The 15102-nt window shown below is 34.9% G+C and carries 14 protein-coding genes; 10 read left to right on the top strand and 4 right to left on the bottom strand.

Going from position 1 to position 15102, the window contains the following annotated elements; genetic code table 11:
- The first annotated feature begins 3 nt into the window (after nucleotides 1-3).
- The 7 genes from QOR44_RS07315 (at nucleotide 4) to smpB (ending at nucleotide 7120) form a co-directional block, all read left to right on the top strand.
- Nucleotides 4-705: an ABC transporter ATP-binding protein gene (locus QOR44_RS07315; RefSeq protein ID WP_000424354.1), complete on the top strand. Its 702-nt coding sequence runs from the start codon at nucleotides 4-6 to the stop codon at nucleotides 703-705.
- Complete coding sequence (locus QOR44_RS07310; protein WP_000200933.1) at nucleotides 695-2341, top strand: hypothetical protein; 1647 nt, start codon at nucleotides 695-697, stop codon at nucleotides 2339-2341. Before QOR44_RS07315 ends, QOR44_RS07310 begins: the two co-directional genes overlap by 11 nt.
- A 156-nt stretch (nucleotides 2342-2497) precedes the next feature.
- Nucleotides 2498-3706: a multidrug efflux MFS transporter gene (locus QOR44_RS07305; protein WP_011074748.1), complete on the top strand. Its 1209-nt coding sequence runs from the start codon at nucleotides 2498-2500 to the stop codon at nucleotides 3704-3706.
- On the top strand, nucleotides 3703-3849 hold the full coding sequence (gene rpmG, locus QOR44_RS07300; protein ID WP_001873241.1) for a 50S ribosomal protein L33: 147 nt from the start codon (nucleotides 3703-3705) through the stop codon (nucleotides 3847-3849). Before QOR44_RS07305 ends, rpmG begins: the two co-directional genes overlap by 4 nt.
- Nucleotides 3850-3895: 46 nt before the next feature.
- On the top strand, nucleotides 3896-4132 hold the full coding sequence (gene secG, locus QOR44_RS07295; protein ID WP_283572688.1) for a preprotein translocase subunit SecG: 237 nt from the start codon (nucleotides 3896-3898) through the stop codon (nucleotides 4130-4132).
- Between the two features lie 112 nt (nucleotides 4133-4244).
- Nucleotides 4245-6650, top strand: a complete 2406-nt coding sequence (gene rnr / locus QOR44_RS07290; RefSeq protein ID WP_000659920.1) for a ribonuclease R — start codon at nucleotides 4245-4247, stop codon at nucleotides 6648-6650.
- Between the two features lie 2 nt (nucleotides 6651-6652).
- Complete coding sequence (smpB, locus tag QOR44_RS07285; RefSeq protein ID WP_000238456.1) at nucleotides 6653-7120, top strand: SsrA-binding protein SmpB; 468 nt, start codon at nucleotides 6653-6655, stop codon at nucleotides 7118-7120.
- An 84-nt stretch (nucleotides 7121-7204) separates the two neighbouring features.
- On the opposite strand, the gene QOR44_RS07280 is transcribed toward smpB, so the two are convergent.
- The 4 genes from QOR44_RS07280 to QOR44_RS07265 form a co-directional block, all read right to left on the bottom strand.
- Complete coding sequence (locus tag QOR44_RS07280) at nucleotides 7205-8593, bottom strand: amino acid permease (RefSeq protein WP_000042126.1); 1389 nt, start codon at nucleotides 8591-8593, stop codon at nucleotides 7205-7207.
- A 128-nt stretch (nucleotides 8594-8721) separates the two neighbouring features.
- Nucleotides 8722-9648, bottom strand: a complete 927-nt coding sequence (locus QOR44_RS07275) for a glycosyltransferase family 2 protein (RefSeq protein ID WP_141444628.1) — start codon at nucleotides 9646-9648, stop codon at nucleotides 8722-8724.
- A gap of 128 nt (nucleotides 9649-9776) precedes the next feature.
- Nucleotides 9777-10169, bottom strand: a complete 393-nt coding sequence (gene gloA, locus QOR44_RS07270; RefSeq protein WP_001116199.1) for a lactoylglutathione lyase — start codon at nucleotides 10167-10169, stop codon at nucleotides 9777-9779.
- 87 nt (nucleotides 10170-10256) lie between these two features.
- Nucleotides 10257-10931 carry an NAD(P)H-dependent oxidoreductase gene (locus QOR44_RS07265; protein ID WP_000159254.1) on the bottom strand — a complete coding sequence of 225 codons (675 nt, stop codon included), beginning with the start codon at nucleotides 10929-10931 and terminating at the stop codon, nucleotides 10257-10259.
- A 266-nt stretch (nucleotides 10932-11197) separates the two neighbouring features.
- On the opposite strand from QOR44_RS07265, the gene QOR44_RS07260 reads away from it, so the two are divergent.
- The 3 genes from QOR44_RS07260 to QOR44_RS07250 all read left to right on the top strand — a co-directional run bounded on the left by QOR44_RS07260 (nucleotide 11198) and on the right by QOR44_RS07250 (nucleotide 15077).
- On the top strand, nucleotides 11198-12040 hold the full coding sequence (locus QOR44_RS07260) for an aldo/keto reductase (RefSeq protein WP_000451355.1): 843 nt from the start codon (nucleotides 11198-11200) through the stop codon (nucleotides 12038-12040).
- A gap of 190 nt (nucleotides 12041-12230) precedes the next feature.
- Nucleotides 12231-12953: a pseudouridine synthase gene (locus tag QOR44_RS07255; protein WP_001234925.1), complete on the top strand. Its 723-nt coding sequence runs from the start codon at nucleotides 12231-12233 to the stop codon at nucleotides 12951-12953.
- Between the two features lie 84 nt (nucleotides 12954-13037).
- Nucleotides 13038-15077 carry an amidase family protein gene (locus tag QOR44_RS07250; RefSeq protein ID WP_000824624.1) on the top strand — a complete coding sequence of 680 codons (2040 nt, stop codon included), beginning with the start codon at nucleotides 13038-13040 and terminating at the stop codon, nucleotides 15075-15077.
- Nucleotides 15078-15102 lie beyond the last annotated feature (25 nt).

The raw sequence follows: 15102 nt of genomic DNA, 5'->3' as shown, positions 1-15102 counted from the left end.
TTTATGGAGTTAGTAATTAGAGATATTCGTAAGCGGTTTCAGGAAACAGAGGTCTTGAGAGGAGCAAGTTACCGATTTTATTCAGGTAAAATAACAGGGGTCTTAGGTAGGAATGGTGCTGGGAAAACAACTTTATTTAATATACTTTATGGGGATCTTGCAGCTGACAACGGGACCATTTGTTTATTGAAGGATAATCACGAGTATCCTCTTACCGATAAGGATATTGGTATTGTTTATTCCGAAAACTACCTTCCAGAATTTTTAACAGGGTATGAATTTGTAAAATTTTACATGGATTTACATCCTTCAGATGATTTAATGACAATAGATGATTATTTAGATTTTATGGAAATAAGACAAGCAGAGCGTCATAGAATTATCAAAGGATATTCTGATGGAATGAAGAGTAAGCTCTCATTAATTTGCCTGCTGATTTCTAAGCCAAAAGTAATTTTACTAGATGAGCCACTGACTGCAGTTGATGTTGTGTCAAGTATTGCAATAAAACGCCTTTTGTTGGAATTAAGTGAGGATCATATTATTATATTATCAACTCATATAATGGCCTTAGCAGAAGATCTATGTGATATTGTGGCTGTATTAGACAAAGGAAAACTCCAAACATTAGATATTGATCGTAAACATGAACAATTCGAAGAGCGTCTTCTTCAAGTGTTGAAGGGAGATGAATATGACAAGTAAAGCATTAATATGGTCTATATTACAGATTGATAGTGCTAGAGCTTATAATAGTTTTTTATATTACCTCCAGAAAATCCCCTGGTTAGGAAGAAAAATCCCCAACCGATGGTTTAAAACCGATGATATAAAAGGTGTAGTACTATTTATTCGTATCATTATCTTTTTCTTAAGAGGTTTTGGTCGTTCCATAGGTTACGTACTATATTGTTATGTTTTATCATTTTTTGTTAGAAGTGGCATGAAGCAGTTAAATATTTTGCCGCAAGAAGGTTTTACCCTAACTTTAACATTGATGGTGATTACCTCTCTTTTAATTGTCATAAATTTCTATATAAAACTTATAGAACCTAATGATATGCAACAAACTCATATGATTCGCCTTTTCAGAATTGAGCCATCGAGGTATTTCCAATCCGCTGAACTTTTAGAAGCCAGTAGTGAACTATTTTTTAGAAGTTTGAGCTTTGGCATATTTTTCCATTTAAATCACTTTGCTTTTTGGCATGGTTTGACTTTTGCTTTATTTTTAGCAGGTAGTCGCCTTGGAATCAAGGTGCTCTGTTTGCCTTTATATGGTAGAGGTAAAGGCCAAGAGAATCCAGAGTCTTTACTAAATATTTTATTTTACTTAGGGATTGGTATAGGAGTCTTCCTTTCTCTCTTTTTCCTTCTTCTTGGCAAACAGTTCTCTCCATATCCATTTTTTTCATGGTACACCGGTATTGCAGGACTTATCATATGGTTAGTTAGTTACTATCGATTAAAGACTTATTCTAAACTTAATCACTTGACCTACCTTACCCTAACGCATGAGACGATGAAGGAGAAAATTGCAAAGATTGATAATATAGAGCTGCTTGGGATTGAAATGAAAGATAGGGATATAAATGTCAGTGAACTTTCTCCCCTGCTATTTGAAAATTTATCAGGTATTTCATATTTAAACGCTATCTTTTTAAAACGGATGAGTAGATACTTGCAAAGGAAAATTTTGGTACGCTTAGCTATTTTAAGTGTTCTGTTTGGAATAGAACTCCTTTTCCTGCTATTTTTTAAAGAAAAGATAAATATTCCGATGAATGAGCATAGTTTTTCAAAATTCCTATTTTTGAGTGCAGTTCCAGGATATCTAATATATATCGGTGAATCCTATTCAAAATTTTGTTTCTATCATTTGGATCGTCCATTATTAAGATACAATTTCTATCGTGAAAGAGAAAATATCTTAGCAACCTTAAAAATACGTTTCCTTTATAGTATAAAACTTAATTTCCCTATTTTTGTAGCTCTAAACATATGTTTTGGAACCTATTATTTTAATTTTTTCACCCCTAAGATTGATCAGATTATCATATTAGTAATTACACAAGCTATATCAATGATTTTATTTAGTTTTTACTTTTTGTATCTTTATTTCTTATTACAGCCTTTTACAGAAGGATTAAAATCAAAGAGTGCTATGTATAATATTTTAACCTTTATTATATACTATATGGGATATCAGCTATTTACCTTTACTAAATCTATAACGATGCCAATATTATTGGTAAGCCTAGGAATTATAGTTGTTATTTTAATTATTGGCTATTTAGCAGTTGTAGTATTTGCTCCAAAAACTTTCCGTTTAAAAAGTTAATTTTAATTGTGGTATAATAACAGAGGAATGTGATAACATAGGTTTAGTTACATAAAGGAAATTATAATGAAAATAACATCTCAAATAGATGTTAAATTTCAATAAAACTGCTAAGATAGTTAGTGGTAGAAAAGTTTAGAAAGAAGATGATGTTTTATCTCAGTTGAAACGGTTAACTGGAAGCAAAATTTAAAAGTGGCTTGGCTCGGTAATTTTTTTACTGGGGCAAGCTTTTCACTTGTTATGCCTTTTATGGTATTATATGTAGAACAATTAGGAGCACCTAGCAACAAAGTAGAGTGGTATGCAGGCTTATCAGTATCCTTATCAGCCTTGTCTTCAGCTTTAGTTGCCCCATTATGGGGGCGCTTAGCTGATAAATATGGTAGAAAACCGATGATGGTAAGAGCAGGGTTGATGATGACTTTTACTATGGGAGGCCTTGCTTTCATTCATAGTGTTACAGGACTTCTGATTTTACGTATATTAAACGGCATTTTTGCAGGCTATGTACCTAACTCTACAGCTTTGATAGCAAGTCAAGCTCCTCAAGAGGAATCAGGATATGCCTTAGGAACCTTAGCGACAGGAGTGACTGGAGGTATGTTAATTGGTCCACTTTTAGGGGGACTTTTAGCAGAGTGGTTTGGTATTAGGGAAGTTTTTTTATTAGTGGGAACCATATTGTTAATATCTACTTTAATGACCATTTTTATGGTAAAGGAAGATTTCAAACCCATTTCTAACGAAGAAACCATGCCAACTACAGAAGTGTTCAAAAGCGTTAAAAGCTTACAAATTTTAATAGGGCTGTTTGTAACAAGCATGATTATTCAAATTTCTGCACAATCCATTGCACCTATTTTAACACTTTACATTCGTCATTTAGGACAGACTGAAAACTTGATGTTTGTTTCCGGATTAATTGTTTCTGGTATGGGATTCTCTAGTATTCTGAGTAGTCCAAAGCTAGGAAGAATCGGGGATCGCATAGGCAATCATCGTTTGCTATTATTAGCTCTACTGTATAGTTTCCTCATGTATGTCTTATGTTCATTGGCACAGACTTCATTACAGTTAGGGGTTATTAGATTCCTGTATGGTTTTGGAACAGGTGCCTTGATGCCGAGTATTAATTCAATCTTGACTAAAATTGCTCCAAGACAAGGTTTATCAAGGATTTTCAGTTATAACCAAATGTTTAGCAATTTAGGACAAGTATTAGGTCCTTTTGTCGGTTCAGCAGTTTCTATTCATTTAGGATTCCGATGGGTTTTCTTTGTGACTAGCTTCATCGTTTTAGCTAATTTTGTTTGGTGTTTTATTAATTTTAGAAAATATATTAGAGTTAAGGAAATTGTGTGAGAGTTAAAATTAATTTAAAGTGTAGCTCTTGTGGTAGTAAGAATTATTTAACCAGTAAGAATAAAAGTAATCATCCCGATAAAATCGAGGTTCCAAAGTATTGCCCAAAGGAGAGAAAAGTAACACTACATATTGAATCTTAATAAGTTTTATGTTAGAATGTACTTTGACCATAGTGGAGGAATTAACATGTATAACCTATTACTCACCATTCTACTTGTTTTATCAGTATTATTGATTATCTTAATTTTCATGCAACCACAAAAGAATCCAAGTAGTAATGTTTTTGATAGTAGCGGTTCTGAAGCCCTTTTTGAACGTAGTAAAGTTCGAGGATTTGAAGCTTTTATGCAACGTTTTACAGGTGTTTTAGTCTTTTTCTGGCTACTAATCGGCTTAGTATTATCTATTTTATCAAGTCATTAATGATAGCTAAATACAGATAAGTGAGGATGGGGGATAGCCCAACCTCACTTTTTGTTAGTAGAATGGTTGTAGAGTAATAATAAAGTGACTAAAGTTACTAGAAAAGGAAATAATGAAAGAAAAAATTATAAAATATTTGGAAGAACACGGTAAAACCAGCGTTAATGATTTAGCTGCTGCCCTAGATATGGCAGGCGCAAAAGCATTTCCAAAATTAATCAAAATAATCTCAAATTTGGAGAGCCACAGGCAATTAAGATTTGACGATAATGGAAGTCTTTCTCTTCGAAAGAAAGAAGCTAAGAAAAAGGAAATCACAGTAAGGGGTCTTTTTAGAGCAAATAAAGCAGGATTTGGTTTTCTTAGTATTGATCAAGACGAAGATGATATGTTTATCGGAAAAAATGATATTGCTTATGCTATTGATGGTGACACGGTAGAAGCTGTTGTAAAGAAACCAGCGGACCGTCTTAAAGGGACTGCAGCAGAAGCGCGTGTTGTTAATATTGTTGAACGTAGTTTAAAGACGCTTGTTGGTAAGTTTGTCTTAGACGATGAGCGTCCTAAATACGCAGGATATATCAAATCGAAAAATCAAAAAATCAATCAAAAGATTTATATACGCAAAGAACCGGTCGTTTTAGACGGAACAGAAATTATCAAAGTAGATATTGATAAATATCCGACACGAGGACATGATTACTTCGTAGCAAGTGTTCGTGATATCGTTGGACATCAAGGAGATGTTGGTATTGATGTTTTAGAAGTCTTGGAAAGTATGGATATCGTCTCAGAATTTCCTGAGGACGTTATTGCAGAAGCTAATGCTATCCCAGATGCTCCAACGGAGAAAGATTTAATTGGGCGTGTTGATTTACGTCAAGAGGTCACTTTCACTATTGATGGAGCGGATGCCAAAGATTTAGACGATGCTGTGCATATTAAATTACTGGATAATGGTCATTTTGAACTTGGAGTTCATATCGCAGATGTATCATACTACGTTACTGAAGGCTCTGCCTTAAATCGTGAAGCACTTAGTCGTGGTACGTCCGTATATGTCACAGATCGCGTTGTACCAATGTTACCAGAGCGTCTATCTAACGGTATATGTTCATTAAATCCAAATCTTGATCGTTTAACGCAGTCTTGTATTATGGAAATTGACCAAAATGGGAAAGTTGTTAATCATCAAATTACACAGTCAGTGATTAATACCACTTATCGTATGACTTATACCGCTGTAAATGATATTATTGCTGGCGATGAGGAAATCTGCTCAGAATATGAGTCTATTGTGCCCTCAGTACAGCATATGGTTACTTTACACCATATTTTGGAAACTATGCGTACGCGTCGTGGAGCGCTGAATTTTGATACATCTGAAGCAAAAATTATGGTTAATGATAAGGGAATGCCAGTTGATATTGTTATTCGCAACAGAGGCATTGCTGAACGCATGATTGAGTCATTTATGTTGGCGGCAAATGAAACGGTTGCTGAACATTATGCTCGTCTAAAATTGCCATTTATTTATCGTATACACGAAGAGCCTAAAGCTGAAAAATTACAAAAATTCATCGATTATGCTTCTATTTTCGGTGTTCACATTCAAGGAACAGCAACTAAAATCACCCAATCTGCTTTACAGGACTTTATGAAAAAAGTACAAGGGCAGCCAGGAAGTGAAGTGTTATCTATGATGTTATTGCGCTCGATGCAACAAGCTAGATATTCTGAACACAACCATGGACATTATGGACTTGCTGCGGAATATTACACTCACTTTACTAGCCCCATTCGACGTTATCCAGACTTGTTAGTTCATCGTATGATTCGTGATTATGGTGATAAAGCGATGGATAAAGCTGATCATTTTGCTAACCTTATCCCAGAAATTGCAACTCAAACGTCTAGTCTTGAGAGACGTGCCATTGATGCTGAACGTATTGTAGAGGCAATGAAGAAAGCCGAATATATGGAAGAATATGTTGGTGAGGAATTTGAAGGTGTGGTTGCAAGCGTTGTTAAATTTGGTATGTTTGTAGAATTACCAAATACTATTGAAGGATTGGTTCACGTAACGACCTTGCCTGAATATTTTCACTTTAATGAACGTACGCTGACGCTTCAAGGTGAGAAATCTGGGAAAGTTTTCCGTGTTGGTCAACAAATTAAGGTTAAGTTGATTCGTTCTGATAAGGAAACTGGTGATATCGATTTTGATTATTTACCATCAGATTTTGATATTGTTGAAAAGGTAAGTAAAAGTTCGCGTGAGGGTCGTCCTAATCGAAGTTCTAAACGAGAACATCAGCATAGAATTTCTGATCGTGATAATAAGAACAAAAATACATCTAAGAAAAAAGCATCTCGAAAACCCAAAAGGAACTCGGATAGCAAATCACATCATCACAAAGACGATAGAACAACAGGTTCAACCAAGAAAAAAACGAAAAAACCTTTCTATAAAGGCGTCGCTAAGAAAGGTCAGAAACGGAAATCTAAGAAAGGTTAAGTATGGTTAAAGGTCAAGGAAACGTTGTAGCACAAAATAAAAAAGCGCATCACGACTATACTATCGTTGAAACAATAGAAGCAGGAATTGTTTTGACAGGAACAGAAATCAAAAGTGTCCGCGCAGCGCGTATTACATTGAAAGATGGATATGCACAAATAAAAAATGGTGAAGCGTGGTTGATTAATGTTCATATTACACCATACGATCAAGGTAACATATGGAATCAAGATCCTGATCGTACACGAAAGTTATTACTAAAAAAACGTGAGATTGAAAAAATATCAAATGAACTGAAAGGGACTGGTATGACTCTGGTACCTCTAAAAGTTTACTTAAAAGATGGTTTTGCTAAAGTTCTATTGGGTTTGGCAAAAGGAAAACATGATTATGATAAGCGAGAGTCTATCAAACGTCGTGAGCAAAACCGTGATATTGCCCGTCAGTTAAAAAACTATAATTCACGATGATTATCAAAAGGTTAGGCAATTGCCTAACCTTATTTTGGACGAAAAAAGTGAAGTTGATTGACCAACTTCACTAGTAATATAGACTTAATGTGATTTATGTTTGAAGTGACTATATAAACCAAAACCAATAATCCAGATGGTTGCTCCAATAGCCCCGATGTATGTTGAATCTTGCAAGAAGAGAGAAACGAATACAAAGAGGAAGAAGAGAAGTGTGATTGGTGAAAGGATTTTGTAGGCAGGCATTTTATAACCATCTTCCATAAAATCAGGTGATTTACGATATTTCCAATGTGCAATCATAATAAGAACATAGATAGAAATGTAAACACCAGAAGATGATGCAGTAATTAAGGAGAAGGCATCTGAAATACCAGGTAAAACACTGATAAGTGCTGAAGCTCCAACGATTACAGCTGATGCAATAATAGCTCGACTTGGAACGCTTTGACGAGATAATTGGTCTAATTTTAACGCTTTTGTAAGAGCATTTGGTGATTCATTAGCCAATTGGAATAAATGACGCCCTGTTGAGTACAAAGTAGAATTAAGAGCAGATGCTGCAGACGTTAGGACAACAAAGTTAATCAAAGCGGCAGCCCACTTAATCCCAGCTAGTTTGAATACTGTAACGAAAGGTGACTCATTAACTGGTAACTGTTGCCATGGGAAGATGGCCATAATTGCTAATAATGAACCTGCGTAGAATAAAATAATACGCATCGGAATTTCTTGGATTGCTTTTGGTAAAACTTTACGTGGATTAGCTGTTTCAGAAGTTGTTACTCCGACAAATTCAATAGCTAAATAAGCAAAGAATACCATTTGGAAAGCCATGAAGAAATTCAATTTACCTTTAGGGAACCATTCAAAATGATTGGTGATATTTGAGATTGAAGCATGGTATCCGTGACCGGTGTCAAAGTTTGTCAATACCATAAAGATACCGGTTGCTATTAAACCAAGAATTGCAATAACTTTTATCATAGCAAACCAAAACTCGGTTTCTCCGAATGCTTTTACAGCAATTAAGTTGATAGAACTTAGGATAGCTAAAAAAACAATTTGGATAATCCAGGATGGCCATTCAGGGAACCAAAATTGAACATACTCTCCTACGGCTGTAATCTCTGCCATACCGATAAATATTAGGGAAATCCAATAAGAAAGTGTTGAGAAAAATCCCCAACCGGGTCCTAAATATTTGGTAATGAAATTAATAAAAGTATGCTGATTTGGATCTTGATAAAGCATCTCTCCAATAGCACGCATCATGAAGAACATGAAAGCGCCAGTGATAGCATAGACAAGAACTATTGAAGGACCCGTCAGGCTAATTGAACGACCTGCACCAAGAAAAAGCCCAGTTCCGATTGTCCCTGCAATCGCAATTAACTGTACGTGACGATTTTCTAGGCCGCGTACCATACCATTCTCAGATTTTTGAGTGTGGTCATTATTATTTTTTGACATTATAAATACTCCATCTATTTTTGAAAAACTCCTTTATTATATAATTTTTTTGCAAAATTCGCAATAATTACTATACAATATTTTTCTATGATAAAATCTCCTAGCTAAGTGAGCTAAGAGATTTGAATTCATCCCTCTTCCTTGACAATATAGACTGGGCGTTTTTTAGTTTCTAGGAAAATCTTAGAGATGTATTTGCCTATAATTCCTAGCGACAATAACTGAATACCACTCATAAAAAGCACAATGGTAACTGTGCTTGCCCAACCTGAAACGGGATCCCCAAATAGTAATTTTCGAATTATAATAAAAATGATAGCTAAAAGTGATAGTACTGAACTAAGGGTTCCAATCCAGGTAGCTATAGCTAATGGAATTTCTGAGAAGTTGATGAAACCGTCTAGAGAGTATTTTAAGAGATTAAAGAAACTCCATGAGGTCTTACCCGCAATTCGTTCTCGATTCTCATAACTAATATAAGCGACATCATATCCAATCCAGGAAAAAATCCCTTTTGAGAAGCGATTCACTTCATTTAGCTCGAGAATACTGTCAACAACTTGTTTTGTCATGAGACGAAAATCACGCGCACCATCAACCATTTTAGTATCTGACACTTGATTGATTAATTTATAAAAAAGCTTGGCAAAAAGAGAGCGTATCAACGGCTCCCCTTTACGATCTTTTCGCCTTGTAGCGACAATATCATAACCTTCTTGAAGTTTTAGGTACATTTCTGGTAATAAAGTGGGTGGATCTTGCAAGTCAACATCCATAACAGTGATAAAATCACCAGTAGTATGTTCTAAACCAGCCAATAAAGCAGCATCTTTACCAAAATGGCGTGAAAATGAAAGGTAATGAACATTGTCAAATTGTTTAGCTGCTTTCTTAAGAAGTTCGAGTGTACGATCGGTAGAACCATCGTTTACGAAAATGTATTCAAAATGGGTGTAACGAGCCATTTCGGATTCAACTTTTTTGATTTCTGTTAAAAAAGTTGAGACAGTCTCTTGTTCATTATAACAAGGGACAATAACTGATAATAAAGCCATTTGTAATTCTCCGTATCATTCTTGCTTAAATTTTAACATAATATGGGAAAAAATAGAAAGATTATAAGGTAATCATAAAAAGGACTAGGTTTTTGCCTCAGTCCTTAACTTAATATGATGAGATGTTATTAGTCAGCTTTAAATTGACTGAGTCGAATAACTTCAATTTTATAGCCATCTGGATCTTGAATAAAGTAGAACATATTAGGTTTACCTGGTAATCCAGAAATTTTTGTTACAGAGTAACCTGCTTTCTGATGGGCATCATAAGTAGTTTCCAAATCGTCTACACCAACAGCAATATGACCATACCCATTTCCTAAATCATAAGCTTCGTGATCATAGTTATAGGTTAACTCTAATTCGTAACTAGGGTCGTCCTCTAGGGCCATATAGACTAAAGTAAATTGATTTTCAGGAAAGTCATTACGACGAACTTCCTTAAAACCAAGTGCTTCTTGATAAAAAGCAATTGAGGCGTCCAAATCTTTAACGCGAATACAAGTATGTAAAAATGGCATAGTCTCTCTCCTATTTCTTTATTAAACGTATTATGTCAAAATAAAATTGTCTTTTCAAAAATATTGATTATAAATTAGGCTGTCTATTTACTCAACCCAAGTAATGACTTCTTGGCGTTCTTTCCTAGCACGGGAATGCTTAGGTTCACGCAAACGATAACCAAATGAAACCATACAAGAAATAGCTTCTTTCTTATCGTCTATTAATCCTTCTTTACTAAGGATATTATTGACCTTTTCATAGTCAAATCCTTCAATTGGGCATGAATCTACGCCGATCATAGCAGCAGCCGTCATCATATTACCGAGTGCGATATAAGTTTGTTTTGCTGTCCAATCCCAAAGAGAACGTTCAGAATCAATTTTCATATCGTTTTCTTGGAAGGATTTGTAGAGAGGTATCCTACTCTCAAGGGCGGCTGGATCACCTAGACCACGTCGAACGAGACTGTTGATCATGCTATCAGCGTTATAATAAGCACCTTTTTCAGCTAGTAGTAAAACAAAGTGACTAGCAGTATCTAGTTGATATTGTGCTCCCCAAGCAACTTCCTTAAGTTTATCTCGAAATTTTGCAATTGTTTGTCTATCTAGTACTAAAAATCGCCAGCCTTCTAAACCGACTGAAGAAGGACTCAACCAAGCAGTGTCTAAAATATACTCCATATCTTCTTTAGGAATATCATTATTATTATAAACACGAATCGCCATACGAAAATCAAAAGCTCTTCGAACTTGTTTTTTGATATCTTCTTTTGTCATTTTAGATCCTCCTGTTATTAATGCTATCATATCACAATTTAGAAAAAATCTCAGCAGGCGGTATCGTGGCAAAGTAGAGCTACAAAATTCTAATGACTGTCAGAAAAATAAAGGGAATGAACAAAATGATAGGGTTTTGATGAAGAAAGTTATATAATTTTACATAAGGAGGGGATAATACCATATATCAAACTATCATTTAGATGTTTAAAATAGATGTTTTTCACTATGAAATTCATTTTTGTCACATAGAAAAGGAGATTGTTATGGAAACATATACTCTATCGAATACTCTTAACATTCCTAAAATTGGTTTTGGGACATGGCAACTAACTGAAGGTGAAGAAGCTTATAAAGCAGTGACTCATGCTTTAAAAGTTGGTTATACTCATATTGATACTGCTCAGATTTATGGCAACGAACACAGTGTTGGACGTGCTATAAGAGACAGTGGTTTGGCACGAGAAAGTATCTTTTTGACAACTAAGATTTGGAATGACAAACATGACTATCATTTAGCCAAAGCTTCTATTGATGAATCTCTGCAGAAATTAGGTGTTGATTATATTGATCTTCTTTTGATTCATTGGCCAAATCCAAAAGCTCTTCGTGAAAATGATGCGTGGAAAGCTGGGAATGCAGGCACTTGGAAAGCGATGGAAGAAGCTTATAAAGAAGGAAAGGTAAAAGCTATTGGTGTTTCGAATTTCATGAAACATCACTTAGAGGCTTTATTTGAAACTGCCGAAATAAAACCTATGGTTAATCAAATTATCCTAGCACCAGGTTGTGCTCAAGAGGATTTGGTTCGCTTCTGTAAAGGAAATGATATCTTATTAGAAGCTTACAGTCCATTTGGAACAGGTGCTATTTTTGAAAATGAATCTATAAAAGCTATTGCTGAAAAATATGGTAAATCAGTTGCACAAGTAGCTCTTCGCTGGTCACTTGATAATGGCTTTTTACCATTACCTAAGTCAGCGACTCCCAAAAATATTGAAGCAAACCTTGATATTTTTGATTTTCAATTAAACGAAGATGATATTGCTACCTTAATACAACTAGATTCAGGTATTAAACCCAAAGATCCAGATAATGTCTCATTTTAATAAGAAAAGATGGAAATGTATTTCCATCTTTTTTATGTGGGATAGTTCCTTAAAGTTAAGAGAACCATTAAGACCTCCATTGACGAGGAGAATATATTAATGATAGTATTACTAGAAAAGTAGTAATAAAGGATGAATATGGTAAAATCCTTTACAATATATCATTATCGAAAGAGGTTATAACATCTAAATGAGACTTGATAAATTTTTAGTAGAATGCGGACTTGGTTCACGTACTCAAGTCAAATTAATATTGAAAAAAAAGCAGATTAGTGTTAATGGTAATAGCGAGACATCTCCAAAAGTACAGGTAGATGAATATAGAGATGAGATTAAATATAATGGAACTCTAGTGTCATATGAAAAGTTTGTTTATTATATGCTTCATAAACCCAAAGGTGTTATATCAGCAACGGATGATCCTTCGCATAAAACCGTGTTAGATTTGCTAGACAAAACTGCTCGAGATAAAGCTGTTTTCCCAGTGGGGCGTTTAGATATTGATACAACAGGCCTTTTGTTATTAACTAATAATGGGGAATTAGCGCATAAAATGTTATCACCTAAAAAACACGTTGATAAATGCTATGAGGCAAAAATCTCAGGGATAATGACAGAAGACGATATTTTGGCATTTGATAAAGGGATTATTCTGAAAGATTTTACTTGTTTACCAGCATTATTAGAAATTGTGGAAGTAAATCAGGTGAAGAAGCAGAGTCTTGTTAAAATCACTATTAAGGAAGGAAAATTCCATCAAGTTAAACGTATGGTTGCTGCGTGTGGTAAGGAAGTTTTAGAGCTAAAGCGTCTGAGTATGGGAAATCTACAATTAGATAAACAGCTAGAAAGTGGACAATGGAGACGGCTAACAATAAAAGAAATAGAAAAATTAGAAAAACATATGCAATAATATAAAATAACAGTTAATATTTTAGCAATTTGATAACACTTAGATTATAATGTAAACGTATACTTTTTTAGATTGGAAGATGAAATGAAACGTAAATACTTTGTTCTTAATACGGTGACGGTTTTAACGTTAGCTACTGCAATGAATACTAGCAGTATCTATGCTAATAGTACTGAGACAAGTGCTTCAGTAGCTCCTACTACAAATACTATCGTTCAAACTAATGACAGTAATCCTACCGCAAAATTTGCATCAGAATCAGGACAATCTGTAATAGGTCAAGTAAAACCAGCTAATTCTGCGGCGCTTACAACAGTTGACACGCCTCATATTTCAGCTCCAGATGATTTAAAAACAACTCAATCAAGTCCTGTCGTTGAGAGTACTTCTACTAAGTTAACTGAAGAGACATACAAACAAAAAGATGGTCAAGATTTAGCCAACATGGTGAGAAGTGGTCAAGTTACTAGTGAGGAACTCGTCAATATGGCATACGATATTATTGCTAAAGAAAACCCATCTTTAAATGCAGTCATTACTACTAGACGCCAAGAAGCCATTGAAGAGGCTAGAAAACTTAAAGATACCAATCAGCCGTTTTTAGGTGTTCCCTTGTTAGTCAAGGGGTTAGGGCACAGTATTAAAGGCGGTGAAACCAATAATGGCTTGATCTATGCAGATGGAAAAATTAGCACATTTGACAGTAGCTATGTCAAAAAATATAAAGATTTAGGATTTATTATTTTAGGACAAACGAATTTTCCAGAGTATGGGTGGCGTAATATAACAGACTCTAAATTATACGGTCCAACGCATAACCCTTGGAATCTTGCTCATAATGCTGGTGGCTCTTCTGGTGGAAGTGCAGCAGCCATTGCTAGCGGGATGACGCCAATTGCTAGCGGCAGTGATGCTGGTGGTTCTATCCGTATTCCATCTTCTTGGACGGGCTTAGTAGGTTTAAAACCAACAAGAGGATTGGTGAGTAATGAAAAGCCAGATTCGTATAGTACAGCAGTTCATTTTCCATTAACTAAGTCATCTAGAGACGCAGAAACATTGTTAACTTACCTAAAGAAAAGCGATCAAACGCTAGTATCAGTTAATGATTTAAAATCTTTACCAATTGCTTATACTTTGAAATCACCAATGGGAACAGAAGTTAGTCAAGATGCTAAAAATGCTATTATGGACAACGTCACATTCTTAAGAAAACAAGGATTCAAAGTGACAGAGATAGATTTACCAATTGATGGTAGAGCATTAATGCGTGATTATTCAACCTTGGCTATTGGCATGGGAGGAGCTTTTTCAACAATTGAAAAAGACTTAAAAAAACATGGTTTTACTAAAGAAGACGTTGATCCCATTACTTGGGCAGTTCATGTTATTTATCAAAATTCAGATAAGGCTGAACTTAAGAAATCTATTATGGAAGCCCAAAAACATATGGATGATTATCGTAAGGCAATGGAGAAGCTTCACAAGCAATTTCCTATTTTCTTATCGCCAACGACCGCAAGTTTAGCCCCTCTAAATACAGATCCATATGTAACAGAGGAAGATAAAAGGGCGATTTATAATATGGAAAACTTGAGCCAAGAAGAAAGAATTGCTCTCTTTAATCGCCAGTGGGAGCCTATGTTGCGTAGAACACCTTTTACACAAATTGCTAATATGACAGGACTCCCAGCTATCAGTATCCCGACTTACTTATCTGAGTCTGGTTTACCCATAGGGACGATGTTAATGGCAGGTGCAAACTATGATATGGTATTAATTAAATTTGCAACTTTCTTTGAAAAACATCATGGTTTTAATGTTAAATGGCAAAGAATAATAGATAAAGAAGCGAAACCATCTACTGGCCTAATACAGCCTACTAACTCCCTCTTTAAAGCTCATTCATCATTAGTAAATTTAGAAGAAAATTCACAAGTTATTCAAGTATCCATCTCTAAAAAATGGATGAAATCGTCTGTTAAAAATAAACCATCCGTAATGGCATATCAAAAAGCACTTCCTAAAACAGGTGATACAGAATCAAGTCTATCTCCAGTTTTAGTAGTAACCCTTTTATTAGCTTGTTTTAGCTTTGTAACAAAAAAGAATCAGAAAAGTTGATTGTAATGTAAAATAATTCCTATTT

The organism is Streptococcus agalactiae (assembly GCF_949788565.1).
In the GTDB taxonomy this organism is placed as follows: Bacteria; Bacillota; Bacilli; order Lactobacillales; family Streptococcaceae; genus Streptococcus; species Streptococcus agalactiae.
This window is presented reverse-complemented; position numbering and strand designations above follow the sequence as displayed.

Excerpts from the sequence above, each read along its gene's own strand:
- QOR44_RS07315 (WP_000424354.1), top strand. The coding sequence starts at position 4 with ATGGAGTTAGTAATTAGAGATATTCGTAAGCGGTTTCAGGAAACAGAG.
- QOR44_RS07310 (WP_000200933.1), top strand. The coding sequence starts at position 695 with ATGACAAGTAAAGCATTAATATGGTCTATATTACAGATTGATAGTGCT.
- secG (WP_283572688.1), top strand. The coding sequence starts at position 3,896 with ATGTATAACCTATTACTCACCATTCTACTTGTTTTATCAGTATTATTG.
- rnr (WP_000659920.1), top strand. The coding sequence starts at position 4,245 with ATGAAAGAAAAAATTATAAAATATTTGGAAGAACACGGTAAAACCAGC.
- smpB (WP_000238456.1), top strand. The coding sequence starts at position 6,653 with ATGGTTAAAGGTCAAGGAAACGTTGTAGCACAAAATAAAAAAGCGCAT.
- QOR44_RS07280 (WP_000042126.1), bottom strand. The coding sequence starts at position 8,593 with ATGTCAAAAAATAATAATGACCACACTCAAAAATCTGAGAATGGTATG.
- QOR44_RS07275 (WP_141444628.1), bottom strand. The coding sequence starts at position 9,648 with ATGGCTTTATTATCAGTTATTGTCCCTTGTTATAATGAACAAGAGACT.
- gloA (WP_001116199.1), bottom strand. The coding sequence starts at position 10,169 with ATGCCATTTTTACATACTTGTATTCGCGTTAAAGATTTGGACGCCTCA.
- QOR44_RS07265 (WP_000159254.1), bottom strand. The coding sequence starts at position 10,931 with ATGACAAAAGAAGATATCAAAAAACAAGTTCGAAGAGCTTTTGATTTT.
- QOR44_RS07260 (WP_000451355.1), top strand. The coding sequence starts at position 11,198 with ATGGAAACATATACTCTATCGAATACTCTTAACATTCCTAAAATTGGT.
- QOR44_RS07255 (WP_001234925.1), top strand. The coding sequence starts at position 12,231 with ATGAGACTTGATAAATTTTTAGTAGAATGCGGACTTGGTTCACGTACT.
- QOR44_RS07250 (WP_000824624.1), top strand. The coding sequence starts at position 13,038 with ATGAAACGTAAATACTTTGTTCTTAATACGGTGACGGTTTTAACGTTA.